Source organism: Nostoc cf. commune SO-36, from assembly GCF_023734775.1.
GTDB classification, from domain to species: Bacteria; Cyanobacteriota; Cyanobacteriia; order Cyanobacteriales; family Nostocaceae; genus Nostoc; species Nostoc commune_A.
Genome location: NZ_AP025732.1, coordinates 896,464 through 922,238, shown reverse-complemented (window position 1 = coordinate 922,238; position 25,775 = coordinate 896,464). Strand labels below are relative to the sequence as shown.

The following is a 25,775-nucleotide window of genomic DNA, read 5'->3' as shown; positions in this document are numbered from 1 at the left end:
TGCATTAATGGATCTCATAAATAATGCTGGAATGAGACAAGATATTGCTACATCCGGCTATGAATCAGTGAAGGATCTAACGTTACAAAATATGTGTCTGAAATTTGAGAAAATTCTTATGCAGTATAGCTTTAGAAATAAAAGTTGAATTAAGTATAAAGAAAGAAGCTACTGATTTTAGGTTTACAAATTGGAGTCATTAGACAACATGATTACTAGAGTAGATTATCAGTTAAATCGCTTGCAATTTTTAAAGAAATTAGTGAATTTAGAAAATGCAGAAGGTTTAGAAATAGGAGCTTGCGATTTACCAACTGTTACCAAAGAGGTTGGCAAATGTGAGTTTGCCGATTTTCGTTCATCGGAAGAAATGATTGCTCTTTGGAACCTTCCTGCTGAAACAGTAATGCCGGTCAAATATATTCTCCAAAGAAATAGTAAAGTTCATCTTCAAATTGACAAAAACTTTGATTTTGTAATTCTCTGTCATGTAATTGAGCATATTCCTAATGTCATTGGCTATATTAAAGATTTAGATAATTTGTTGAAACCAGGAGGACTCCTAATTATTGCCTGTCCAGATAAGAGAAGAACTTTGATGCTTCAAGACCTTTAACAACAATAGAACATTTACTCAACGATTATTACAATAACTGTAATTATCCTTCATTAGAACATATCTTGGAATTTGCCAAAGTTATATCTGAAGATTTAAAACAGAAAAGTATAGCATCACCTAAAGAGTTTTATAAATGGGGATGCGAAAATTTTGAATCTGGACTTGCAGATGCTCATTGCCACGTTTGGACAGATGAAGAGTTTTTCACTCAAATGGAATACTTGATCGATGGAGATATTATTGAAGGCTTAGAAATTGTTGATAAACAATACAATGATGGTGATTATAATGAATTCCTTATCGCTTTCAAATCTTCTGAATGAATCCAGAGTTAATCAGAGAAACATAAATTTATAATGAAAGTATTTGTTACATTATCAATTCATTAAATATGTCACAATCGCTTTTGCTATATATCAGTTTAGTGTATAATTATTACGCAAATGAAGTCTAAGTATAAGATAGCAGCTTATATAACTGCTTATGAAGATCCAAAAGCAGTTATGGATTGTCTTAATGCTATTGCTTGCCAATCCTGCTTTGCGGTTGACAAGTTGCTGATATTAGATAACTCCACAAAAAAGCCTTTATTGCATCTCACAAATAAAGACAATATTTTAATCAAGTTTCATCCAGAAAATATAGGGATTGCGGCAGGGCTAACGTGGGCAATCAAATGGGCTATCAAACAAAAATATGACTTTTTATGGTGTTTTGATCAAGATAGTGTTCCGGACTACAAACTGTCTAGAAATTTTGCTAACCACTTATTATGAATTGTTCTCAACAAGATAATTATAAAATTGGTATCATTGCTCCTACCCCTTCTGATCCTAGAACGAGTAAGGTTATAGAAGGTGCAGTTTTTTTTAAGGATCATTTTTTAGCACTTAAACATAATAGTAGTGTTGATTTTTATGAATGTGATTCCCCGATTACATCAGGATCTCTAATTTCATTAGCTGCCGCTAAAACCATTCCTCCTCCTTGTGTTGACTTATTTATTGATGGTATTGACCTTGATTATGGATTGCGATTAAGGCAAAAGGGCTTTCATAACCTAATTGCTACTAAAGCTAGTATGCACCACAATTTTGGTAGTCCTATTCAAGTAAAATTTATGAATAAATATCGATACATCCAACAATATTCGGCTTTACGTTATTACTATATCTGTCGTAATCATAGTTATTTAGAAACTCGTTTTTCTCAAGGTTACTATCACTTTACTAGCTTAATGCGGCGACTAAAATATATGCTGCTTCAAATTGTTTTTATTATACTATATGATTTAGAAGATAAACAATTAAAAATATGGGCTTGTTTATTAGGGACTTATCGGGGCTTGATTGGAAATATTAGTAAAACTTGGTAATTAATATTTTTATATGACAGACTGCAAGAATGAACACACAATTAATTAACTCAGTATCAATTATCTTAGTTAACTATAATGGTGCAGATGTTTTAATAAATTGTTTGAATTCTCTAGAAAAATTTATTCCTAAAGATAACTGTGAAATTATTTTAGTCGATAATAATTCTCAAGATAATAGTATAGATATTGTTGATAATAAATTTCCTGAAATCAAATTAATTAAACTACCAAAAAATGTTGGTTTTGGAGCAGGAAATAATGCTGGTGCAAAAGTAGCAAAAGGGGAATTTTTATTTTTATTAAATACTGATACAGTACTTACCAATAATATCTTACCCAATCTTATAGAATTAATGTCTGTAAATCAAAATGTAGGTATTATTGGTACTAAATTACTTTTTCCAGATGGAAGTTTTCAAATTTCTTTTTCACCTGAAATTGGAATTAAAGGAGAGTTTCAAGCACAAAAGTTACATAAAAATGCTGAAAATAGAAATGCTTTTAATATTATAGAGCGGGATTTTCAAGATATTAAAGAAGTAGATATTGTCGTCGGAGCAGCCTTTTTTATTAGGGCAAATTTATTTAATTTATTAGGTGGGTTTGACGAAAAATTATTCATGTATTTTGAAGATTCTGATTTGTGTCAAAGGGTCAGAAATGAAGGGTATAAAATTATTTATACTCCCCACATATCCATAATTCATATAAGAGGACATTCTGTAAAAAAACTATCCAATAAAATGTCTGTAGAATATAGACGTAGCCAGATTTACTACTATCATAAGCATCGTCCGATGTGGGAAATATTGACGTTAAGAGTATATTTAATATTTAAGTTCTTATATCAATATCTAAAAACATCCAATCCTTATAGTTGGGAAATTATAAAACTAAGTTTTATGTATAAATAATTATGTCTTTATTAATTAACCTTTCATTTATACTTACTAAACCCACAGGAACTACGACTTATGCTTTTAATCTTTTACCTCACTTAAAATCACTTCAACCAACACTTTTAACTTCACAATATTTTCCTAACTATAATTCCTATCAAACCCCTGTTAATCAAACTTCAGAAACAAGGTATTAAAGGTCATTTACGCCGCCTGAAATGGACACAATTTAAGCTACCACAAATATATAAAAACCTCAAATCTAGTCTTTTATTCTCCCCACTTCCAGAAGCACCTATTTATAGCAACTGTCGTTTTGTCATCACGTCTTTTGACATGATACCGTTACGCTTTCCCAAGCGCTTTTCACCACTCATACCTTACCACCGCTACTACACTCCCCAAGTCCTTAAGCAAGCACAACACATTATTTGCATCTCCCAAACTACGGCTCAGGACATCACCAAGTTTTACGGAATTCCTGCAAACAAAATTACGCCCATCCCCCTCGCCTACGATCGCACTCACTTCCGTCCTCTCAATCTAGCTACCCGCAACTACTTTCTCTACATTGGCCGCCAAGACCCATACAAAAATATCCACCGACTCATTACTGCTTTTGCGGCGTTACCTAACTGCAAAGACTACGAACTATGGTTAGTAGGGCCAAGTGATTCGCGTTACACCCCAACTTTAAAAGCGCAAGTTGCGGAACTATCTATAACTAATCAGGTAAAGTTCCTAGATTATGTACCATATAGCGAATTACCAAAAATTATCAATGAAGCGATCGCTCTGGTTTTCCCCAGTCTCTGGGAAGGTTTTGGTTTACCTGTCCTCGAAGCGATGGCTTGTGGTACTCCCGTCATTACTTCCAATCTCTCCTCCCTGCCAGAAGTAGCTGGCGATGCGGCGATTCTGATCAATCCCTACAACACCGGAGAAATTACAGAGGCGATGCAAGCGATCGCAACTGATTCGGCATTGCGATCGCGCCTTTCTAGTCAAGGTATCATTCACTGCCAACAATTCAGTTGGGAAAAAACAGGCAAAGCAACCGTCGAAGTTTTATCCCGTTATTTATAAAAGATAAACTAACGCCAAAATTGGATGCCAGGATTTAAGATTTTGTCCAGGTTTCAGATTATCTTGACTAATGACTTCTAATTAATCCGTAATCTTTATGAAAGCATTAATTCTTTCTGGCGGTAAAGGTACACGTTTACGTCCCCTAACTTACAGTGGGGCAAAACAACTTGTGCCAGTTGCTAATAAACCTGTTTTGTGGTACGGCATTGAAGAAATGGTCGCTACTGGTATTACTGATATTGGCATCATCATCAGCCCGGAAACTGGCGCAGAAGTCCGAGGGAAAACCGGAAATGGAGAATGCTTTGGAGCGAACATCACCTACATCGTACAAGATAAGCCACTTGGACTTGCTCACGCCGTCCAAGTTGCTCATCCGTTTTTAGGAGATTCTCCCTTTGTCATGTACTTGGGAGATAACCTGATTCAACTAGGTGAGTTACGTTACTTTCTGCAACAATTTAGCCAACAACAGCCAGATGCGTTGATTCTTTTACGTTCAGTTGCCAACCCCAGCGCCTTTGGTGTAGCTCAGGTGGACGAAACAGGACGGGTATTACAGTTAATTGAAAAACCCAAAGTTCCTCCTTCAAATCTGGCATTGGTAGGGGTTTATTTCTTTTCTCACCTCATCTATGATGCGATCGCAAATATCCAACCTTCCGCTAGAGGCGAACTAGAAATTACTGATGCTATTCAATACCTAATTAATCAAAAAAAGCAAGTTGTAGCCCACAATCTCAAAGGTTGGTGGTTAGATACTGGTAAGAAAGATGACTTATTAGAAGCTAACCGATTAATTCTCGATACCTATTTAACGGCATCAGTTGCCGGCGAAGTTGATGCCCAAAGTCAGATTACTGGACGAGTCCAAATTGGTGCAAAATCTCAAGTAATTAACTGCACAATTCGGGGGCCAGTAGTAATTGGTACTAATTGTCATTTAGAAAACTGCTTTATTGGCCCTTATAGTAGTATTGCTAACAATGTTACACTCATTGATACCGATTTAGAACACAGTGTGATTTTAGAAAGTGCTAAAATTTCTGGAATCCATCAGCGCATTATAGATAGTGTCATTGGACAACGGGCACAATTGATTCTTGCACCCCGTCGCCCCAAAGCTTTGCGATTTCTAATTGGCGATGACTGTCAAATTGAACTAACGTGACTTACTTCTTAAAAAGAAGATAAGCCATCGTCAAAGGTTGAACACAGTGCCTGTAAAATATAAATGCTAAGTTCATTTAACAATCAGAACACTGCGGCACATCCTATTAATAATTTTAATGAGCATTGTACACACCAAAATTCCCGAAGTTATCCAAATTGAACCCCAAGTATTTGCAGACGATCGCGGATTCTTTTTTGAAGCCTACAACCACCAAAGTTTTGCTCAAAAAACAGGTATTATTACCAACTTTGTCCAAGACAACCACTCTTCTTCTAAACAAAACGTTCTGCGTGGGCTGCACTACCAAATCCAACAACCCCAAGGTAAACTCATTCGTGTTGTTGTCGGGACTATTTTTGACGTAGCCGTAGACATTAGAAAAAGCTCGGCTACTTTTGGTAAATGGGTGGGTTATGAACTCAGCGCTAAAAACAAACGCCTACTCTGGATACCACCAGGATTTGCTCACGGCTTTCTCACACTTTCAGAAATAGCCGAAGTTCTCTACAAAACTACAGATTACTACGCACCCCAAGGCGATCGCACAATTTTATGGAACGATCCAGATTTAGCGATAGATTGGCCTCTGAGTGTGCAACCGATTTTATCAGCTAAAGACCAAGCCGGGAAATCTTTGAGAACTGCTGAAGTATTTGATTAAGCTTGATTATTGCGTTAGGTTCGAGAAGTAATTAGGATGAGTAAATCAATTCTGCTGATTGGTAGCAATGGACAAGTTGGTAAGGAACTCCAACAAATACTTCCATCTTATGGCGATACTATCTCAGTAGCACGGCCAACAGTAGAACTTACCCAACCCGATACTCTCCGCAACTTTATCAGATCAAAGCAGCCGCAAGTCATCATTAACGCTGCTGCTTATACTGCTGTGGACAAAGCAGAAAGTGAACCCGAACTTTCTGCCGCTATTAATGCGACTGCACCCCTAATTATTGCCGAGGAAAGCCAAAAGTTAGGAGCTTTTTTAATTCATATTTCGACCGATTATGTTTTTGATGGTAATGGCTGTAGCCCTTACCAGGAAACCGACACGACTAATCCGTTGAGTGTCTATGGTAAAACCAAACTCGCTGGAGAAGAAGCTATTCGGGAAACTTGCGCCCATCACCTCATCCTCCGCACTGCTTGGGTTTATGGAACCTTTGGCAAAAGTAACTTTGTCAAAACCATGCTGCGATTAGGTGCAGAACGCCAAGAACTCCGTGTTGTCGCCGATCAAATTGGTAGCCCGACTTGGGCGCAAGATATAGCCACAGTTATAGCTCAGACAATTCCCCAGTTAACCCCAGAAATTAGCGGCACTTATCACTACACTAATAGCGGCGTTGCTAGCTGGTATGATTTTGCTGTTGCCATTTTTGAAGAGGCACAACAGCTAGGCTTCCCTTTAAAAGTTAGAAGTATTGTTCCCATTACAACTGCCGAATATCCAACAGCAGCGCGTCGCCCTGCTTACTCTGTTCTTGCTTGTAGAAAAATTTCAGCAATTATAGGGACTTATCCACCCCATTGGCGACAAAGACTTCGGCAAATGCTTGCGGAATTGGAAATTGGGCATGAATAATGAGCCGAGAGGTGACAGGTGACAGGTAATAGAAAATAATCTGTACCCTGTAACCTGTACCCTATTGCCTATTTCTTTTGACTTTTTAATACTCCCGTTTCATGTTGTATGGGCAAAACATCTAAAATATCAGTTTGGGAACAATATTTTAAATCATCTAGACAATCAAGACGCAACAATCTTTGTCCGTGACTAGCTTGGTGAAGTAATCCCAATAAGTTATCTTGCCACTGAGAGTAAAGAGCGATCGCACTTATTACTTCATCATTACCAGCTAATTCCTCTGGTGACAACTTGGTTTGTTGTACAAGACTATGAGCGATCGCACCTGCACAAACTGTATCCTCTAAGGAATAACTGCCTTCCCAACCGGAACCGACAATCCACACTGTCTCTGGTTGTTTATCTAAGAGGAATTGCACCACCGCCGCCCGGTTAATTAAGGCTGCTGCTAGTACACTTGGGGAGTCTTGTACCCGTTGTAAAGCACGAGTGCCATTTGTGGTACTGATAAACAAACGCCGTCCCTGCACCAATTCTGGTGTGCAGTCGAGCGGAGAGTTACCCAACTCAAAGCCAGATACTTTCGCGCCGCCGCGTTCTCCAGCCCGCAAACGTTTTTCAGAGGGCCATTTTTCGCTAACTTCAATTAACTTGTCTAAATCGCTGAATACTTGTACAGCTTCGCCTCCAGATGCCAAGACAGTCGCTATTGTGCTAGTGGCTCGCAAGACATCAACTGCGATCGCACATTCTGGCGCTTTATCCGTTGGAGTCAATTCAGGAGTGTGGTATACGAATAACTTCACGGGCTGGATACACCTGTTTTAATACTACTGCCGCAAATAACATTCTACCTAGTTGGTGTCACTAACTATAATCACAATTAATCCCAAAGTATTTTTTACCATCAAAATACAAAATGTATCTCATTCAATACATAGATGGGGCGATTAATTGCGTCTGTACAAAGAGTGGGGAAGAAGCAAGGGAGCAAAGGAGAAGAGTTTTCCCCTCTGCAAGAGCAGCACCCTGCCCTTCTGCCTCTTTTCAATTCTTAATTAAATACTCAAAAAGACCATTTTTATGCTTTTAGACTTTCAGACTTGCTGCACTATCTTGTAATCTAAAACAAGAACAGACCTTCTTTTCTAAACGGGAAAAATTACACCTTCATTACAGCGCGAAGGGATGGATATACACTCATTCCCTACTCCCCATTCCCCACTCCCTACTCCCCATTGAAATTGCTATGGCACCTTTACCCGACTATCGCCCTAAACAACTATCTTTAGGCCCATTGGAAGCGGAAATTTTAAATATCATCTGGGAACTTGGTTCAGCCACAGTCAAGGATGTACACGATCGCATTTTGACTGATCCTAACCGCGAATTAGCGTATACTTCCGTCACCACAGTTTTACGTCGCCTCACTGATAAAGGTTGGTTAGCCTGCGATAAGAAAGAGCGGGCATTCTATTGGCAACCAATGCTGAGTAAGCAGCAATCAGATGTCATCAAAGCTCATGAGCAGTTACAGCGATTTCTGGCAGTGGGGAACCCCGATGTTGTTGCTGCCTTTGCTGATAGTCTGGATGAAGCAGCTAGTGAGCAAATAGCAGCCATCGCCAAACGTATTCAATCTGCACGCCAAGCCAGGGAGGAAGAATGATGCATCTGATAATGATTTTGAATGCTTTGGCAGTTGCCTGGTGGTTAAGATCCGCTTGGAATCAACGCCAAGGTAATTGGAATGTGCGGTGGCAGCGATCGCTATTTTTGTTTCTCTTCCCGCCCTTGCTAATTTTCATGACTGCGATCGCTGTGCTGTTCATGGGGCCTCAAGGACAAATGGGCGGGATGTATACAGGCTCAATTAGCTATTTACTAGCATTAATTTATTTGGCATTTTTTGCCATTTCATGCATTAAACTTGCCTTCCAGGGTTGGCAATCTGTAGAATCTGCCCGTAACTGTCCTTTAGTGAATGTTGGCGATAGACAAGCCAGACTGCTGCAAACAGGCGCGTTGTTTGCAGGTCAAATCGGCTTTTGGCAACCAGAGCTAGTAGTTAGTCAAGGATTAGTGCAAACTCTCTCACCTGCTCATTTAGAAAGCGTCTTAGCCCATGAGCAAGGGCATCACTATTATAGGGATACGTTCTGGTTTTTTTGGCTGGGTTGGGTGCGTTCTTGCACCGCTTGGTTGCCGAATACAGAGCCTTTGTGGGAAGAACTTTTAGCTTTGCGCGAACTCCGTGCTGACGGTTATGCAGCATTGCAGGTAGACCCCCTGGTGTTAGCGGAATCACTTTTATTAGTAGTTAGTAGCAGCCCCGTCTTATCAGAAATTTGCTGTGCTGCATTAGGTTCCTCTGGTGCAGATCGTTTAGAACAAAGAGTAGAAGCTCTATTAGCACCACCAGAACTAACCCCTGAAGCTCAATTACAATCCTGGCATAGCTTTCTGTTGGCGTTCCTGCCTTTACTGACTGTGATATTTCATAGTTAAGTTGAATTTAGCAAGCTACTACAGCACAAAATCGTGATGTTTGTAACGAAAATCGTAGCGTTGGTAATAAAAACGTATTGTTTGTAACGAAAATCGTAGTGTTTGTAACAAAAATCGCGACGTTGGTGATGAAAACGTATTGTTTGTAACGAAAATCGTAGTGTTTGTAACAAAAATCGCGACGTTGGTGATGAAAACGTATTGTTTGTAACGAAAATCGTAGTGTTTGTAACGAAAATCGCGACGTTGGTAATAAAAACGTATTGTTTGTAACGAAAATCGTAGTGTTTGTAACAAATATCGCGACGTTGGTAATAAAAACGTCGTGTTTGTAACGAAAAGTTTCTGTGCCAAAACCACAGGGGTTTGTGCTTAACAAGCGTGCCATTCCTATATAAAGGTTTAATACTCTTTGTGGTGCTATGACTGACGACAGTAGTGTCTTAAGAATCGGCGGATTAAAAGATTAAATGGTTTCTAAAGATACATCAAGCAAAGCGACAATTTTTTCATTGTCGCTGCAATATAATGTGCTGTATACTATTTTCGGCAATCAAAAAAGTAATATTTTTTACATAAGCATTCCCTTGAAGATAGGTAATATTAAACAATGTTAACGGTACTTCGCTCTTACGCTGCATGGGTTGTTCCAGCAGCTTTGACTTTACTGAGTTTTGGATCGGGGAACGAGAAGGTGATCGCACAGACTCTGTTCCCATTTAGTGGTAACTACGACGTAACAATCGCTGTTGAGCCGATTAACGAGAAGTTTTCACGGGCAATTGAACGGGCTGTAAGTACTGATGCACTATATGGACTCACCGAATATAACGGTTTAGTTTACGCCCTAACTGACTTCTCTACTGGCTTGTTCACCTTTAACACCGATCCGACAGCAATCGGCTTAGAGGGCTTCCCAGAAGGCTTTATTGAATTCAGTGGTAGCGGTGCTAACAAGGTATCTGGAACCGCTACTGCCACCGCTTTAATTGACTTTGTAAACCTCAGAGGGTCTGGCTCTGGTTCTTTGATTATCACTGGCGGTGAGGGTATATTCACAGGTGCTACTGGCATACTAGACTTTTTTGAGAACGACACAATCAGTCCAAATCCAAACGATCCCATAAGAGGACAGGCTTTAGTTACTGGCACTATTAAGGTTGTTCCAGAACCGGAAACCGGAGTAGGGACGCTAGTTGGTATTGGCTTAATTGGATCTAGTTTTATGTTGCGCCGACGTTGCCTTCGCTCTGCTTCATGAGCCACTCCAACCCCTAGAACACCAATTCAGTAAGAGGCGATATCTACGATAAGCTCCGTTAACGCTTCGGCGCAAGGCTCCCCCGGCTGACGGCCATATAGCGCAAGCTTCGCTATCGCGTGATGAAAGCTGCTGGTATGTCCATTGCTATGGTCGAGAATAGAGGCGATCTTGGTCATGCACCAGCACGTTGTACTTATGGAAAGCTGGGTTTTGGGTTGTTACCAATTGCCAGGTACTTTAAGAAGCTGTAAAAGGTCTGCTTATTAAAAATTCTTGGCTCTTCTTTTTACCCTTCAATAACTTAAAAGCTACTTGCATTCTAACTCTAACGAGCTCAACACTTTCTCCTTCAAAGCCGTCAAGTAAGCCTGCCTCAGCTTCCCCAACGATTCCAAAAACCTCTGCACCGACTCCTCCAGCCCACCCGAATACACTCGACCAATGCAATCGCAAATCACCTGCATCTGCTCACACTCCTGGGGCAAGTAGTTGAAGGACTTTAGATGTTGCAAGCCAATGGTGTACTCTCCATCCCAGACTCTTACGGTACAACTAAAGTCATTCACTGCGCTGACAATTGCCCAACACCCACCCTTGCCTTTGAGTTCCGGGTTGTCTTTGACAACGATTTGGCACACTTCGCCAATTTGGTAGGTGTTTGGTATTTGGGTTGGCTCCATTATTTTTTGCACAACGTCAGTGACGATTCTACCAGTCGGTACTTTACCACTCGCCTGCTGCACTGTCTGTTGCTGTTGTTGACGTTGTATTCTAGTGAGGGGTCGCACTTACTCTTGTTTAGCAATACTGAGTTAGTATAAACTGCTCCAAATCATGATACTGCCCTTTCCAAAATCCACGCTGTTTAAGTACACCCTGACTTTGAAATCCTAATTTGCACAGTAGCTTTTTTGATGCGGTATTATTCAACATGACTTGGGCAATCACGTTCTTTCAAATAAATAGTGTGACCAATATTGAAAAAACTAGAGCCGAAGTGATAGTCATTAGCATAAACATCCAGTTGTTTACGGGAAGCCACAGCATCAAGGCGTTGCTATCCATCAGCGATCGCAAATTGTCATAAAATCCATTATCGAATTTATCGGGATATTTCAAAAGGCTTTCAAAATCATCCAGACAGAGAACAGGTAGCTTCCCTTGCTGTTTCCATACCTTAACCGCATCTGAAAATGCTTGACGATTAAGCGGTTTAGTCTTCCAAGGATTTTGCAGACTGCCTTGATGCGATCCTTGAACATGATTCAGCAAACCTTCAGCTACAGCTTCATAGAAACCCGTTTCAGTTTGGCAATTTACACCCCGTAACGGTAAGTAAATCACCACATAACGACTGGTGTTGTGTAATACTCGCTGCTCCCAAGTCCGAACGAAATAATACAGCAACGAAGATTTACCAATGTGCTTCTCACCAACTATATTGATACTTGTAGGCTGATCGCCCTTTATCCGAGATGCGATCGCGTTTAATTCATCTTTACGACCAACAAACAGCCTGGGATCTTCAATCATCCCCGCAGCCACAAAAGGATTAGAAGGCATAGCTCCAGAAGCCATGTAAAGCGTTTATCCTAGTTTTAGCTTAAGTGCAATCACCTAAAAGAATAGCACTAGCCCCATAATGTCTTTGCAGATCGCAAAGACGCGATAAATCGCCGTACCGATTGGTAGAGACGGCGATTTATCGCGTCTCTTGCCTTAAACGTGGCATCTAATAAAAATATTTATTTGGCAAATAGTCCAATGTTTACTGCTACAAGTGCAGAACAGACCCTTGATGCGATCGCAGTCTTTGTTGAAACTCCAGCACTTGTTTAGGACAAGCACCAAAAGACCCATGATTCAGAAAAGTTAAAGCCGAGTCAAGCGACCATAAGTCTCTGATGGATAATCTAGAATCCAAAATTTAAAATCCAAAATTGATAAACTCCCCAGGCTGGATTCGAACCAGCGACCAATCGATTAACAGTCGATCGCTCTACCACTGAGCTACTGAGGACCACCCACGATTTATAATATTAGAGCTAAAAATAGTATTTGGCAAGTACTTTCGCCAATATTTTTTTTATATGCTTAATTTAAATACTTTTTGCAGCCAAAATCCATTCAGGAACTTAAGCAGAGACTCTTAAATACTAAATATTTACTGTAGTCCCATTCGTAATTCAGCCAGACGTTGCCGCGCTTTGGCATCAATGGCATTAGCTAAAAACCTACTCTTAGATTGTTTGCGCGTATGATACTTTTGTCGCATCCGGCAGACAGTTGCTTCTACTTCCCCACAGAGTTGCTGTGCCGACAACCATTCAGCCCCATACCCTTGTATCATCAACTGCTGTGCCCGATCTGATGTAGCAACAATCACACGAGAAATCAAAGATTGGGCTATTTGGTGGCGAAAAGAAGCGCAAGATTTTTCAATATAAGTATCTGCTGTTTGCCCAAAATCAGTGTAATAAACAGACAAAAGCTCAGTAATAATTTCTTTATTACTAGAGCAATTCTGATATTGAGCATCAAAAACTATCTGAGTTGTATAACCTTGAAACGCACTATAACCAGTCATCGCTTCCACAAGTTCGCTCCGTGCTGCCTCTAGTCCAACGCTATCACGCGTTTTTTTAAGGCAAGGCCAAGCGCCTATGATATTGTAGCCGTCCACTAACAAAACGGCTTGGAGTATGGAACGAGGCATGGTTTTTAATCACAATTTTCTAGAGTTAACAAAATTCATTCATAAGTTTTATAATAATTGATTCATAGTCTGTAACACTATGCTACACAGAATAAAAAATACGGCAGCCTCACAAAACTCAAACTGAAAACGCGCCTTTTAAACAAAGGCGCGTTGCAATTCTTTCTTAGGAGTGGTGGCAATGAAGACTACCAAATTAAAATGTCACCCGAAAAAGGCAGGGGCATATACTGGGTATAAAAGTCCTGAGTACTTTTTATTTCACTCAGGACTCAGCACTTAGGACTGGGCACTAAAATTTAAGAGGCTTCGCTGTGTACCTCCATCAGACGTTGTTTGAGACGTTCAGCTTCACCACTATCAACCAAAGAGCCTTTTTCTAGCAAGAAAGCGCCGTCGCAGTAATTTAACTCGTCTAATCGATGTGTCACCCAAAGGGCTGTAATACCTCGACTTTTAACAAGGCGGCGGACACCAGCAACTAAATCCAACTGACTATCTGGATCTAATAAGGCAGTGGGTTCATCTAATAATAAGACTTCACAGCGACGGGCGATCGCACCTGCGATCGCGACTCGCTGTTTCTGTCCCCCAGAGAGTGCATAGATAGGCCGTCGTAAGAGGGTAAGCAAATTTACCGCCCCTAGCGCCTCCTCAACCCTTGCTCTAGTAGCAGCAGGTGGTAACTTTTCTTCCACTAATCCAAAAGCCACATCAGCACCAACAGTTGGCATCACCAGTTGATGATCCGGATTTTGGAAGACAAAGCCAACGGGGTGCAAAACTCGAATTTCGCCAGATTCAGGAGCTAATAGCCCCGCCAGCAGTCTAAGTAACGTTGATTTCCCACTGCCATTTGTACCCAAGAGCATCCAAAACTCACCCTTGGGTACTTCTAAAGAGCAAGATTTAATAACTTTCTCTCCATTAGGCCAACTGAAATTTAAATCTTTGACCTCAATGCCCACTTGAGCCATTTGTCAACCTTGGTTACTCAGCAGCTACAGCGAAAAAGCCAGGTGGTCTACCACCACCAGGGGTTGTACCATCTTTCTGAACAATCTGCACTCCAGAAATTTCACTAGCGCGAACAGCAATTTTTTTCTCTGTCTTGCCCTCGCACTTGAGTTCCACAATGTCAGGGTTCCCAGAACGGATTGCTGCCAAAATTAGCTGATAGACAGCCTCGGCATCCTCTGCTGACTTACGTTGTACTGAGATAGGGAAAGCAGTGTTTCTGATGCTTAAATCGATGGTAAACATTTAGCAATAATCAAATTTAACTGTGGACTCATTTTAGCGTCAGGTGACTGATTCTAGGGAAATGGGCATAAGAGGCAGAGGGGCGGGGTGCGGGGGGCAGGGGGGAAAACTCTTCTCCCTTGCTTCTTCCCCATCTGCTCTCAATCAAAAATAAATTTTTATTACAAAACCCCTAGAAAAATTAACGATTTACACCTAATATGATTAAAGGCGTGTAAAAAATTGTAAACTTGGTTAACAACCCGGTTAACTTTCTGCTTATAGAGGGCTATTTATATCGCCATCTATAATACAGATACAACCTGTACTTATAAACATTTGGAGATTTGCAATGACCATCGCAGTTGGACGCGCCCCTAGTAGAGGGTGGTTTGACGTATTAGACGACTGGCTCAAGCGCGATCGCTTCGTATTCGTAGGTTGGTCAGGGATACTATTGTTCCCCTGCGCCTTCCTAGCACTAGGCGGTTGGCTGACCGGTACAACCTTCGTCACCTCTTGGTACACCCACGGATTAGCCTCCTCCTACCTAGAGGGTGCTAACTTCTTGACAGTGGCAGTATCCACCCCCGCCGACAGCATGGGACATTCCCTATTGCTGTTGTGGGGCCCAGAAGCTCAAGGCGACCTCACCCGCTGGTTCCAATTGGGTGGTTTGTGGCCATTTGTCGCCTTACACGGAGCCTTCGGTTTGATTGGCTTCATGTTGCGCCAATTTGAAATTGCGCGTCTAGTAGGAATACGTCCTTACAACGCCCTCGCCTTCTCCGCTCCCATTGCAGTATTCGTCAGCGTATTTCTGATGTACCCCTTGGGACAATCAAGCTGGTTCTTTGCACCCAGCTTTGGTGTCGCAGCAATTTTCCGGTTCCTACTATTCCTGCAAGGGTTCCACAACTGGACACTCAACCCCTTCCACATGATGGGTGTTGCTGGTGTATTAGGTGGTGCATTATTGTGCGCCATTCACGGAGCCACAGTCGAAAACACCTTGTTTGAAGACGGTGATGGTGCTAACACCTTCCGCGCCTTCAATCCCACCCAGTCAGAAGAAACCTACTCAATGGTGACAGCAAACCGTTTCTGGTCACAGATTTTCGGTATTGCTTTCTCTAACAAGCGCTGGTTGCACTTCTTTATGTTGTTCGTGCCAGTCACAGGCTTGTGGATGAGCGCCGTCGGCATCGTCGGTTTAGCACTCAACCTGCGGGCTTATGATTTCGTTTCCCAAGAATTACGGGCGGCGGAAGACCCTGAGTTTGAAACCTTCTATACCAAAAACATTTTGCTGAACGAGGGTATCCGCGCTTGGATGGCTCCTCAAGATCAACCCCACGAACAATTTGTATTCCCTGAGGAAGTTCTACCTCGCGGTAACGCTCTCTAAGTATTAAAAGCCGACCACGAGCTAAATAAGGGTTGTAGTTGCCGAAAATTGACATCACCCAGATTAAATAATCTCCTTGACATAAGCCAAGAAAGTGTCAATACTCCCCACTATTTATTCATCTCCCGCCTTTTAGTGGGAGATTTTTTTTATATATTTTCTATATGGTTAATATCTCTAAATTTATGTGTTATGTTAGATGAAGGTTATAAACCCGGAGTAAAAACTCTGCCCTTTTAAAACTAAGACCGCTTAGGCAATAAGGAGGTGATGCCCATGATAGAAAGTAGTAAATGCATGGGTCATCAGGTTGCAGTTAGCCGGCTGCGTGCCGGGGCTGTTCTCTAAAAGTTAGCCTTAGTTATCTTTGAGATACTAAGTTAGCTCAATTAGCTAGGCAAGCTCGGAGTTCCTTCCGGCAGTCTGGTTGCAACCTGAAGACCCGCTAGACCGCTCTGATTTAGATCGTCCGACCTGAATCAGAGCGGATAGTTTTTTATGGGTAACTTTTATTTTACCAAAGGTTGCTTTTGAAAAATTAGATGAGAATTCTTATATTTAAAGTTTGCTTAAAAAGAAAGGTATTTTACATCAAATCTTGGGGTTTGACTAGATTTAAGCAATAGAGTCTATCTACCACATACAGGATTTATGTCTTGGATTATCCTCCCATCCTTATTTATGTGGAGAACAATAGGGGTTTAATTTTATAAAATACATAATGTAATCAAGACAGCACAACTAGGAATTTTTTGATATGGCACAACTACTGACTGAAGCGGAAATTCAAGAAAGTGCAAAAGTTCTGTCAGGTTGGACTATTGAAGGCTCCAAGTTGGAGATTACCCGTAAATTTAAAGATTTTATCCAAGCAATTGAGTTTGTCAATAAGTTGGTGGAGCCTGCTGAGTCGGCAGGACATCATCCAGATATAGAAATTTCCTACAACAAAGTGAAGATTACACTCACAACACATGATGCAGGCGGGCTAACGCAGGCTGACTTTGATGTAGCGCAGGCGATTTCCCAAATTAATTAAGTGATTTATTCTGACATTTTGCACGCAGTAACTAGAAGTCACTGGAACGAAAGACGCAACGCGTAGCAATCTTTAGGAGGATAATTACGGGTTCTACTTTGGAGTAGGTTTCAAAAGCCTTGATTTCTAAGATCACAATAACTGACAAACTTCCTTTGTATAGCCGAGCCAGTGTCTTTTAACTACTGTGCAATTTCTACTACTGCAAGTGCAAGAAGTGATTTTTACTGACAAGCTGCTAAGTGTCTTAAGCTTTGAGTAATTTAGCCAAGTATGGGCGAATGCCCTAAACCATACTCCCTGCTTAGATATATAGATAACTCTGTGTGACAGTTATTAAGCCGATCGCTCCAATCTTGCCATCTAAATCAGATGTTTTATAATGTTATGATATAAAGATATGTTTTTGCATAAGTTAATCAGATAAGTTTTTAACCCTAAGTTAATCGTTTATTAGCTTTGCAAAAACTAGAATTGTAGTAGTGGCTAATATGCCTCATCCACAGGTTTCAATGAGATGTCGCATTTTTGAAAATTAGGTGCATGAAACCAATTATCTAAACAAGGTGTGAGGAGTAAAGTGAAAATGTCTAATCTATTGTGGAAATCCTTAGTGGTTAGCCCAGCAGTTTTGGGAGCAACATTGTTAGTTTCGACAACAGCAATTGCCGCCCCAAACACAACCACTGAAGTATCGCCAGCCGGACAAGCAAGTGCAACTGAAGTTGCCCAACAGCCAGAAATATTGGCTCAAACAACCATAGATCAAGTTAATCGCTACAGCAACGAAGGTAGCCAAAATAACTCTCAGTCTCAAGTAACATCGGTTTCTCAATTTTCCGACGTACAACCTACAGACTGGGCATTCCAAGCATTGCAGTCCTTGGTTGAGCGCTATGGTTGTATTGCAGGTTACCCAAATGCTACTTATCGCGGCAACCGTGCTTTAACCCGTTATGAATTTGCTGCTGGTTTGAACGCTTGTTTGGATCGGGTTAACGAATTGATTGCCACAGCAACAGCTGACTTGGTGACTAAACAAGATTTAGCTACTTTACAACGGTTACAAGAAGAATTTTCCGCAGAATTGGCAACCCTACGCGGTCGTGTAGATTCCCTAGAAGCGCGGACTGCTGAATTGGAAGCTAATCAGTTTTCCACTACTACCAAGCTAGTCGGTGAAGCGATTTTTGCTGTTAGTGATGTCTTTGGCGATAACACTGGTGATGCTAATAATACTGTTTTCCAAAACAGAGTCCGTTTAAACTTGCAAACTAGCTTCACTGGTAGAGACGTTTTAACTACCCGCCTTGCAGCCGGTAATGCACAAGCCTTTTCACTAGTAGATAACGGTGGTGTTGGTATAAACAGTGCTGAAGGCACACAAACATTTCAAGTTGGTGGTGGTACTGGTAACAATAGTGTCAGCATAGACCGTTTGACCTATGAAGCTCCCATAGGCCCAGCTCAAGTTTACCTTGCGGCAAGTGGAGGACGACACAGCCATTACGCTGCTGTTAACAACCCTTACTTTTTTGACAACACTGACGGCGGCAATGGTGCTTTGTCTACCTTTGCTTCTGAAAGTCCCATCTATCGGATTGGTGGCGGTGCAGGTATAGCGCTCAATTTACCTATTGGTAGAGGTACTGGCATCCTGGGAAATAGCTCAATCACTGCGGGTTACTTGGCATCGGATGCTAACAATCCTGGTGTTGGTCAAGGTCTGACCAATGGCGACTATGCAGCTTTAGGGCAGTTGAACTTTAGTGTTGGCGATCGCTTGGCTTTAGCTGCTACCTACGTCCACGCGTATAATGGCACAGGTGGTAATTTATTCGACTCGGGTACTGGATCAAACGTAAACAACACTTTTGCGGGAAATGTTGCAGTAGGTACCGGACAAGCTAACGCTTTAATAAACTCAGGTTCCAGCAACTCCTACGGTGTGTCGGCTGCCTTTAGACCCAGCGACAAGCTGTCAGTTAGTGGCTTCGTCTCTTATCATGATGTCACAGGCTCTGGTATTGCTGATGATTATGAAGCTTGGTCATACGGCGCTGGGGTTGCTTTAGCTGACTTTGGTAAACAGGGTAACGTTTTAGGTATTTTTGCTGGTGCACAACCCTATTCCCTTAACCGCCCAGGTTTTACAGGTAATGATACACCCTATCACTTTGAAGGCTTCTACAAATATCGTGTATCGGATAACATCTCAGTAACTCCTGGTGTAATCTGGTTAACTTCTCCTGGACAAAGCAGCGATAACGACGATGCAATTATCGGTACGCTGAGAACAACCTTCACCTTCTAGAGTGTTGACTATACATTGACAATTTTGAATTCTATTTCTCCCCGCCATGAGGCGGGGATTTTTCTTTTAACTAGCAGCAAAAAATAAACCCCAGTGGGAAACCGGAGTATAATAGAAAAGTTAGTAGTTGTGAGTTAAGAATTAAAAACTTCTAACTTACCTCATAATTACTAGGACTTACGCATTGACAGAAAAGCCGAAATGACAGGTATGCTTTTCAAAGCTTTTAGCTAAATTTTTCAACTATCTTTTTGCGATCGCAACTAATAAAGGGTGGTTTGGAAAAGGCTGAAACGACCTATTTACGTTAATACACAAGATCATTCGTTTGTACAGTGCGTAAGTCCTAATTACGTAAAAATTGCTAAAAAGCTTAATTTCTCAGATATAGGTAGTGGCTTTCCACGGTCTACCGCCAAAACATTTTCTCTACGAGACGCGTCAACACAACGCAAAACGTCTCTTACCCCATTTTCTACATACTCTGTACAGGTTGTGCATGGCAAATCCTACTTGATGATTTTCCTAAATGGTAAACAGTGTATTACTAATATTTTCCAAACAAACATTCTCTTACTGATTGCTGCTTGTGGAACTATCGTGTAAATCGGAATACGCAATTCTAGCCTTATTAGAGATGGCTACTCATTACGAAAGTGGCGAACCACTGCAAATTCGACAAATTGCAGCACAACAAAATATCCCAGATCGTTATCTAGAACAGCTACTAGCAACCTTGAGGCGTGGGGGTATAGTTAAGAGTCTGCGTGGGTCAAAAGGTGGCTATCTGTTACGCGAGAACCGCGAAAAATCATAGTTTTTGAGATTTTAGAATGTTTAGAAGGCTTAGAGGCGCGGACTGGTGAAGAAAAAGTTAATTCCAAAACGGTAGACAGTTCGGTTATAGAAGAAGTTTGGCAAGAAGCAAGCCGCGCGGTAAATTCAGTGTTACAAAAATATACACTCCAGAATCTTTGTGAAAAACTAGATTCCCGGCGGCAGTTGGATATCATGTACTACATTTAGTCAAGAGTCATTTGTCATTGTTCATTAGTCATTTGTTGATGATTAATGACTAATGACGAGTAACTAATAATTAATAACTAAGGACTAAATTATGCGAATAGCTCGTAACATTACAGAATTGGTTGGTCGTACTCCTCTGGTGCAATTAAACCGTATTCCTCAAGCAGAAGGATGTGTTGCGGAAATTGTGGTGAAACTGGAAAGTATGAACCCGTCGGCATCAGTCAAAGACCGGATTGGAGTGAGTATGATTAACGCCGCAGAGGAAGAGGGGTTGATTACTCCTGGAAAGACAGTATTGGTAGAACCCACTTCTGGAAACACAGGAATTGCCTTAGCAATGGCATCAGCAGCAAAGGGTTATAGATTAATTTTGACAATGCCAGAGACGATGAGTGGAGAGCGTCGGGCAATGTTACGGGCTTATGGAGCAGAACTGGAACTAACGCCAGGTATGGAAGGCATGAGTGGGGCAATTCAACGGGCGCAGCAAATAGTTAACACTACACCAAATACCTATATGTTGCAGCAGTTCCGCAATCCAGCTAATGCAAAAGTGCATCGAGAAACGACAGCTCTTGAAATCTGGGAAGATACTGATGGACAAGTAGATATAATCGTTGCAGGGGTAGGCACAGGTGGTACGATCACTGGTGTAGCAGAAGTGATTAAAGCACGCAAGCCTAGTTCTAAGGCGATCGCTGTTGAACCAGCCAATAGCCCAATTTTATCTGGGGGACGGCCAGGACCACACAAAATCCAAGGAATTGGTGCTGGGTTTATTCCCCAAGTTCTCAAGATAAAATTGATTGATGAAGTGATTACCGTCACCGATGAAGAAGCGATCGCTTACAGTCGGCGTTTGGCAAAAGAAGAAGGGCTACTATCTGGTATTTCCAGTGGAGCAGCTTTATGTGCAGCAATTCGCGTTGCCCAACGTCAAGAAAATAAGGGGCGTTTAATTGTAATGATTCAGCCCAGTTTTGGTGAGAGGTATTTGAGTACACCGTTATTCCAAGACTTAGAGGCAAGGTTAGCCGCTAGCGTTAGTTAACGCTACATTGAATTAATGGTCAATTATAACCACGTTTCTAACCATTACGAAACTCTCAAAGTTAGTCCAAGTGCAAGCCAAGCGGAGATTAAGCAAGCTTATCGCCGCTTGGTTAAGTTGTTTCATCCTGACAGTAATCAGGAAACAGCCGATCGTGAGCAAATTATCCGCATCAATGCAGCCTATGAAGTCTTAGGCGACAACCAAAATCGCCGCAATTATGACCAACAACTGCAAGATGACTCTCAAAAATTAAATAGCGATCGCCAACAGCGTACAGCATCAGCGCAAAATCATTACCAGACAAGACGAAAAACTGGACGGGATGTTGACGAGCAAGTTGAAGAATGGCTACGCCAAGTTTACCAACCAGTAAATCGCTTGCTTTGTACCATTCTTTATTCGTTAGAAGAACAAATGGATCAATTAGCTGCTGATCCCTTTGATGATGAGTTGCTAGATGAATTTCAAGAATATTTAAAAGCCTGTCGAGATGACCTCAAGCAGGCACAAACTACTTTTCGCTCCCTGCCGAATCCGCCTAGTTTAGCAAGAACAGCCGCTCACCTTTACTACAGCCTCGATCAAGTAGGAGATGGACTCGATGAATTGGGTTATTTTCCTTTGAACTACGATGAGCGTTATTTACACACAGGTCAAGAACTATTCCGCATAGCTACGGGATTACACTGTGAGGCACAAGCATCTGTTACATAGTTATTGGGCATTGGGCATTGGGCATGGGGCATGGTTCAATTTCGCTGGATGTCAAAGGGTTAATGACTAAGAAATTAGTTTATGCTGGAAACAGAAAAAGATTAAGAAATTTTAAATTCTGCTCATAGTGTACTCATGCAATGCATTGTTAATCGCCGCGCCCAGTTTTCAGCAAGTCATCGCTATTGGTTGCCAGAACTGAGTGAAGCTGAGAATATTGAGAAATTTGGTGCTTGCTCTAGATTTCCGGGACATGGACATAATTATGTCTTATTCATCTCCCTAGCCGGGGAATTGGATGAATACGGTATGGTATTGAACTTGTCTGATGTGAAACAGGTAATTAAACGGGAAGTTACCAGTCAATTGGACTTCTCTTATCTCAACGATGCGTGGGCAGAATTTCAACAAACTCTGCCCACCACTGAGAATATTGCCCGGATTATTTGGCAGCGACTAGCACCACACTTGCCTTTAGTCCGTGTGCAGTTATTTGAACATCCTGAACTTTGGGCAGATTATATGGGAAACACAATGGAAGCCTACCTCACTATCAGTACTCACTTTAGCGCCGCCCATCGGTTAGCTCACCCTAATCTCAGTAACGAAGAAAACACTGAGATTTATGGTAAGTGCGCTCGTCCCCACGGTCACGGACACAACTATCATCTAGAAGTTACTGTGAAAGGGAAAATTGACCCACGCACTGGGATGATTGTTGATTTAGGTGCTTTGAACCAAGTAATAGAAGATTATGTGGTTGAGCCATTCGATCACACCTTTTTAAACAAAGACATTTCCTACTTTGCTGAAGTTGTTCCTACTGCTGAGAATATCGCACTTTACATTAGTAATTTACTGCGATCGCCTATTCAAGAATTGGGAGCTAAACTTTACAAAGTGAAACTGATTGAAAGTCCCAATAACTCTTGCGAAATCTACTGTAGTGAGTCTGAATCAAATTCAGTCAGCGCAACCGGGAATCAGCCAGTATTGGCAAGCGTTTAGGTAACTGAAAATTTATTTAGGCATAGGGAACTATATCATCCCCATGCCCAATGCCTAGCTAAAAAAGTTTACTAACTAAACAGTTGAAACCAGGTAGCAAAGGACTTCTTAACTCATCTTGACTAAATAAAGTAGCTGCTAACTTTAATGCAGTCTGTTCACGACGATAAACCTCAACTTTCTTTTGTATAAAATCGCAAATCCAATATTCCAGAACCCCTTGCACCGAGTACAGCTTTAGCTTTGTTTCCTTGTCGCGTTTCTCGTTTTTTTCACCGGGGGATAAAACCTCTATTACTAACTCCGGTGCGCCTGTGAGATGTCCAGCTTCATCTAGCAAGTTTTTTAAGCGTTCATGACTTGCCCACACCACATCAGGGATCACATTGTCAGAATCTGAGAAAATAATTCCAGGTGCGATGTCGACGACGGGCTACGCCTACGCAGCTTTACCTAAACCAGTTTCATCTGACCAAATCTTAAGAACTGTAGCAATATTTACGCAGCTTGCCTGATGATCCCAACTAGGTGATTTGGTCACAAATAGTTCTCCATCAATAATCTCATAGCGATTTCTGCGTTCACGAAGTGTCTCGGAACGAGAATCGCCAGCAAATAGTTCTAAATCAGCAGTTGTCCAACGCACTGGAGTTGTTTGCATAGAAACCCCCTAGCATTTTTCTAAATCATATTTTAAAAATACCGACGACGAGCGGAATGTCGCAAATAGCGATAAATCCCCCAAGCTAAAACTCCGAAAAAGAGATTTAGTGAAAAGCGACTAACTATAAACCACAAAATCTCACTGTCAAAAAGCTTCGACGGACTCAACGGACTAAGAATCCTGGCTAAGAGAAACAGCCCAAAAATAGCATTTCCACCCAGCACGAGGGCAAACAATACTAAACTTCTCTGCCAGTAACGGCGCTGGGGTGTACGGTCTGAAACCAGGTTAATTACAGGTTTACCTTGCACTTTTCGCAGTAATTGTTCTAGTCGCCAAAACATCCATAAGAGAAACGGGAATAAACCATAACTCAATAAACCTAAAGGTAGTGAGTAACGCCAAGCACTAGATAAGACATTAACTAGGGAATGACAGATTATAGAATTTAGCCAAGCCTTAAAAATAAACTCCTTGTCTCGATTTAAGCGAGTATTAGAGGAAATATAAATTCCTAATGCATATCCCCAAGGTGCAGAAAACATGGCGTGGACTGGCATACCGATAGTACGGTCAAGAATTGATGCTGTACCGTGGAAAAGGTAAATCCAGTTCTCTTCGGCAGTGAATCCAAGGGCAACGGCTATGGTGAAGAGGAAAACGGTAGACTGAAGTAATCGATACGTGCGTTGCAGATAGTAAGTTGGGATAAAAACCGCAGCCAACTTGCAACCTTCTTCAATTGGCCCTATTTCCACAAGCTGCCGCAAGGCTATACCAGGAAGCCAACGCTTCATCTGCTGCCAGTCTACAAACCAGTTGGCTACAGTTTCAAAAACCCATTCGAGGCTAAGGGCTAAAATCCCAGATATTGCCCCGGTGATAAAGAATATCAGTAACTTTAACAGAGGTGGGGCAAATGGGACTCGACAGTAGTAGTAGCCTAGCAGCAGCAAAGGTGGTATTGCTGCCCACAACAGTAGAGATAAATCAACCACTCACCTGAGCAATTACTGTACGGTGACGGTGGGTGTTATTGGTGATAGTGGGAGTTTGGAAACCCGCCTCAACAATAGCTTGCTCAATGTCCAAAGCAAAATATTCATCTAAATAGGGTTCAGTACTTTTGAGCAAAGTCAAAATGTAGGCTGGCATTTTTTTGTAAACTTCAGATTTGGGATTCATATCCATGATTGCCAAGTAGCCACCTGGACGCAGCAAACGCCGTATTTGGGCTAAAATTTGTCGCGTTGCCGATTGTGGTAATTCGTGGCACATCAGGAAAATGGAAACTAAATCAAAAGAGGCATCAGGTAGCCCGGTAGATTCTGCTTGGGCATGAAGCCAGTTAATTTTAGCTTGACGTTGCCTAGCGCGATAATTGGCAACGGCTAAGAAGTAGGGAGATAAGTCTAAGCCTGTAATTTTGGCATGGGGATAAACTGCTTGTAGGGCAAAACTACTCAAGCCAACACTACACCCTACATCTAAGATGTCTTGCGGCTCATTGGCTATTTGACTTTTCAGTATATCGTGGTAACTTTGGCGCAGCATGGCATCGCCTTGCGCTTCTTCAGTGCCCTGCCGAATCTTAGCGTGGACAGCGTAAGCAGCAGGTTCTACCTCAAAAGCGGCTTGCCAACTGAGATTTCCGGTTTCGTAGGCATGGAATGAGGTGACGTAATAATCGGGGTAGGAAAGCTGAGGATTTTGTACTTGAGCGAGATCGTCCTTCCAATCAAGTGCCTGTAGTGTTTCGACTTCTTGCGTCCAAGACACACCAATTCTCTCGGCACGTTTAATCATCATTTGTCTAGCTTGATGCTTGGCTAGGTTAGCTAAAGGCTGGATTGCCAGTATGCCATTTACCAAGCGGGAAGCTAAATCAAGATTAGTGTTTACAGCAGCAGTCATAAATCAGTTCGCATTGAACAGCCTTTTCTACTTATGACATAGTTGCTGGAGGCCAGTCTAGATGCAAATTGAAAAACATTCAGGGGAATGGGGAGTGAAGAAGGGAATAGGTTACAGGTTATAGGGTAGAGGGTAAAGGTTATTCTCTATCATC

General features: G+C 41.6%; 26 protein-coding genes, 1 tRNA gene and 4 pseudogenes. 20 read left to right on the top strand and 11 right to left on the bottom strand.

Annotated elements, in window-relative coordinates; translation table 11 throughout:
- The first annotated feature begins 208 nt into the window (after window positions 1-208).
- The 9 genes and pseudogenes from ANSO36C_RS04155 (at window position 209) to rfbD (ending at window position 6,744) form a co-directional block, all read left to right on the top strand.
- Window positions 209-616: a methyltransferase domain-containing protein gene (locus tag ANSO36C_RS04155; RefSeq protein ID WP_251958514.1), complete on the top strand. Its 408-nt coding sequence runs from the start codon at window positions 209-211 to the stop codon at window positions 614-616.
- Window positions 617-681: 65 nt separating this feature from the next.
- A complete protein-coding gene (locus ANSO36C_RS04150) occupies window positions 682-942 on the top strand; it encodes a hypothetical protein (protein ID WP_251958513.1) in 261 nt (86 codons plus the stop codon).
- 120 nt (window positions 943-1,062) lie between these two features.
- Entirely contained in the window at window positions 1,063-1,395 is a 333-nt protein-coding gene (locus ANSO36C_RS04145; protein ID WP_251958512.1) for a glycosyltransferase, read from the top strand.
- A complete protein-coding gene (locus ANSO36C_RS04140; protein ID WP_251958511.1) occupies window positions 1,392-1,994 on the top strand; it encodes a glycosyltransferase family protein in 603 nt (200 codons plus the stop codon). Before ANSO36C_RS04145 ends, ANSO36C_RS04140 begins: the two co-directional genes overlap by 4 nt.
- 29 nt (window positions 1,995-2,023) lie before the next feature.
- On the top strand, window positions 2,024-2,911 hold the full coding sequence (locus tag ANSO36C_RS04135; protein ID WP_251958510.1) for a glycosyltransferase family 2 protein: 888 nt from the start codon (window positions 2,024-2,026) through the stop codon (window positions 2,909-2,911).
- 2 nt (window positions 2,912-2,913) lie between these two features.
- Window positions 2,914-3,982: pseudogene (locus tag ANSO36C_RS04130) on the top strand (glycosyltransferase family 4 protein).
- Between the two features lie 97 nt (window positions 3,983-4,079).
- Window positions 4,080-5,156: a glucose-1-phosphate thymidylyltransferase gene (locus ANSO36C_RS04125; protein ID WP_251958509.1), complete on the top strand. Its 1,077-nt coding sequence runs from the start codon at window positions 4,080-4,082 to the stop codon at window positions 5,154-5,156.
- A gap of 118 nt (window positions 5,157-5,274) precedes the next feature.
- Window positions 5,275-5,820, top strand: a complete 546-nt coding sequence (rfbC, locus tag ANSO36C_RS04120) for a dTDP-4-dehydrorhamnose 3,5-epimerase (protein WP_251958508.1) — start codon at window positions 5,275-5,277, stop codon at window positions 5,818-5,820.
- Window positions 5,821-5,856: 36 nt separating this feature from the next.
- Window positions 5,857-6,744, top strand: coding sequence for a dTDP-4-dehydrorhamnose reductase (gene rfbD, locus ANSO36C_RS04115; RefSeq protein WP_251958507.1), 888 nt, complete (start codon window positions 5,857-5,859; stop codon window positions 6,742-6,744).
- A gap of 68 nt (window positions 6,745-6,812) precedes the next feature.
- Here the strand turns inward: rfbD and ANSO36C_RS04110 are convergent, their stop codons facing one another.
- Window positions 6,813-7,553, bottom strand: coding sequence for a 2-phosphosulfolactate phosphatase family protein (locus ANSO36C_RS04110; RefSeq protein ID WP_251958506.1), 741 nt, complete (start codon window positions 7,551-7,553; stop codon window positions 6,813-6,815).
- Between the two features lie 443 nt (window positions 7,554-7,996).
- Between ANSO36C_RS04110 and ANSO36C_RS04105 the strand changes: the two genes are divergently transcribed.
- The 4 genes from ANSO36C_RS04105 to ANSO36C_RS04090 all read left to right on the top strand — a co-directional run bounded on the left by ANSO36C_RS04105 (window position 7,997) and on the right by ANSO36C_RS04090 (window position 10,770).
- Window positions 7,997-8,416 carry a BlaI/MecI/CopY family transcriptional regulator gene (locus tag ANSO36C_RS04105; RefSeq protein WP_251958505.1) on the top strand — a complete coding sequence of 140 codons (420 nt, stop codon included), beginning with the start codon at window positions 7,997-7,999 and terminating at the stop codon, window positions 8,414-8,416.
- Entirely contained in the window at window positions 8,416-9,255 is an 840-nt protein-coding gene (locus ANSO36C_RS04100; RefSeq protein ID WP_251960242.1) for a M56 family metallopeptidase, read from the top strand. Before ANSO36C_RS04105 ends, ANSO36C_RS04100 begins: the two co-directional genes overlap by 1 nt.
- A gap of 610 nt (window positions 9,256-9,865) precedes the next feature.
- Window positions 9,866-10,516, top strand: a complete 651-nt coding sequence (locus tag ANSO36C_RS04095; protein WP_251958504.1) for a PEP-CTERM sorting domain-containing protein — start codon at window positions 9,866-9,868, stop codon at window positions 10,514-10,516.
- 122 nt (window positions 10,517-10,638) lie between these two features.
- A complete protein-coding gene (locus ANSO36C_RS04090) occupies window positions 10,639-10,770 on the top strand; it encodes a GNAT family N-acetyltransferase (protein ID WP_251958503.1) in 132 nt (43 codons plus the stop codon).
- Window positions 10,771-10,827: 57 nt separating this feature from the next.
- On the opposite strand, the gene ANSO36C_RS04085 is transcribed toward ANSO36C_RS04090, so the two are convergent.
- The 7 genes and pseudogenes from ANSO36C_RS04085 to ANSO36C_RS04055 form a co-directional block, all read right to left on the bottom strand.
- Window positions 10,828-11,307: a hypothetical protein gene (locus ANSO36C_RS04085; RefSeq protein ID WP_251958502.1), complete on the bottom strand. Its 480-nt coding sequence runs from the start codon at window positions 11,305-11,307 to the stop codon at window positions 10,828-10,830.
- A gap of 166 nt (window positions 11,308-11,473) precedes the next feature.
- A complete protein-coding gene (locus ANSO36C_RS04080) occupies window positions 11,474-12,097 on the bottom strand; it encodes an ATP-binding protein (RefSeq protein WP_251958501.1) in 624 nt (207 codons plus the stop codon).
- 223 nt (window positions 12,098-12,320) lie between these two features.
- Window positions 12,321-12,443, bottom strand: a pseudogene (locus ANSO36C_RS04075) (aminotransferase class V-fold PLP-dependent enzyme); the annotation flags it as partial.
- Between the two features lie 24 nt (window positions 12,444-12,467).
- Window positions 12,468-12,539, bottom strand: a tRNA-Asn gene (locus ANSO36C_RS04070).
- Window positions 12,540-12,683: 144 nt separating this feature from the next.
- Window positions 12,684-13,235 carry an NYN domain-containing protein gene (locus tag ANSO36C_RS04065; protein ID WP_251958500.1) on the bottom strand — a complete coding sequence of 184 codons (552 nt, stop codon included), beginning with the start codon at window positions 13,233-13,235 and terminating at the stop codon, window positions 12,684-12,686.
- Between the two features lie 299 nt (window positions 13,236-13,534).
- Window positions 13,535-14,212 carry an ABC transporter ATP-binding protein gene (locus ANSO36C_RS04060; RefSeq protein ID WP_251958499.1) on the bottom strand — a complete coding sequence of 226 codons (678 nt, stop codon included), beginning with the start codon at window positions 14,210-14,212 and terminating at the stop codon, window positions 13,535-13,537.
- 13 nt (window positions 14,213-14,225) lie between these two features.
- Window positions 14,226-14,498: a hypothetical protein gene (locus ANSO36C_RS04055; RefSeq protein WP_012410874.1), complete on the bottom strand. Its 273-nt coding sequence runs from the start codon at window positions 14,496-14,498 to the stop codon at window positions 14,226-14,228.
- Between the two features lie 331 nt (window positions 14,499-14,829).
- On the opposite strand from ANSO36C_RS04055, the gene psbD reads away from it, so the two are divergent.
- From psbD to ANSO36C_RS04020, 7 genes and pseudogenes are all read left to right on the top strand, one after another.
- Entirely contained in the window at window positions 14,830-15,885 is a 1,056-nt protein-coding gene (psbD, locus tag ANSO36C_RS04050; RefSeq protein ID WP_012409998.1) for a photosystem II D2 protein (photosystem q(a) protein), read from the top strand.
- 757 nt (window positions 15,886-16,642) lie between these two features.
- Window positions 16,643-16,924, top strand: a complete 282-nt coding sequence (locus tag ANSO36C_RS04045; protein WP_251958498.1) for a 4a-hydroxytetrahydrobiopterin dehydratase — start codon at window positions 16,643-16,645, stop codon at window positions 16,922-16,924.
- Window positions 16,925-17,510: 586 nt separating this feature from the next.
- Window positions 17,511-19,238, top strand: a complete 1,728-nt coding sequence (locus ANSO36C_RS04040) for an iron uptake porin (RefSeq protein WP_251958497.1) — start codon at window positions 17,511-17,513, stop codon at window positions 19,236-19,238.
- A 589-nt stretch (window positions 19,239-19,827) separates the two neighbouring features.
- A pseudogene (locus ANSO36C_RS04035) lies at window positions 19,828-20,264 on the top strand (Rrf2 family transcriptional regulator).
- Between the two features lie 91 nt (window positions 20,265-20,355).
- On the top strand, window positions 20,356-21,318 hold the full coding sequence (gene cysK / locus ANSO36C_RS04030) for a cysteine synthase A (protein WP_251958496.1): 963 nt from the start codon (window positions 20,356-20,358) through the stop codon (window positions 21,316-21,318).
- A gap of 15 nt (window positions 21,319-21,333) precedes the next feature.
- Window positions 21,334-22,035: a J domain-containing protein gene (locus ANSO36C_RS04025; protein WP_251958495.1), complete on the top strand. Its 702-nt coding sequence runs from the start codon at window positions 21,334-21,336 to the stop codon at window positions 22,033-22,035.
- A gap of 135 nt (window positions 22,036-22,170) precedes the next feature.
- Window positions 22,171-23,043, top strand: coding sequence for a 6-carboxytetrahydropterin synthase (locus ANSO36C_RS04020; protein WP_251958494.1), 873 nt, complete (start codon window positions 22,171-22,173; stop codon window positions 23,041-23,043).
- Window positions 23,044-23,101: 58 nt separating this feature from the next.
- Here ANSO36C_RS04020 and ANSO36C_RS04015 read toward each other — a convergent pair.
- From ANSO36C_RS04015 to ANSO36C_RS04005, 3 genes and pseudogenes are all read right to left on the bottom strand, one after another.
- A pseudogene (locus ANSO36C_RS04015) lies at window positions 23,102-23,704 on the bottom strand (Uma2 family endonuclease).
- Between the two features lie 32 nt (window positions 23,705-23,736).
- Window positions 23,737-24,705: a PrsW family intramembrane metalloprotease gene (locus ANSO36C_RS04010; RefSeq protein ID WP_251958493.1), complete on the bottom strand. Its 969-nt coding sequence runs from the start codon at window positions 24,703-24,705 to the stop codon at window positions 23,737-23,739.
- Complete coding sequence (locus ANSO36C_RS04005) at window positions 24,698-25,621, bottom strand: class I SAM-dependent methyltransferase (protein ID WP_251958492.1); 924 nt, start codon at window positions 25,619-25,621, stop codon at window positions 24,698-24,700. The genes ANSO36C_RS04010 and ANSO36C_RS04005 overlap by 8 nt, the downstream gene beginning before the upstream one ends.
- Window positions 25,622-25,775: the final 154 nt, after the last annotated feature.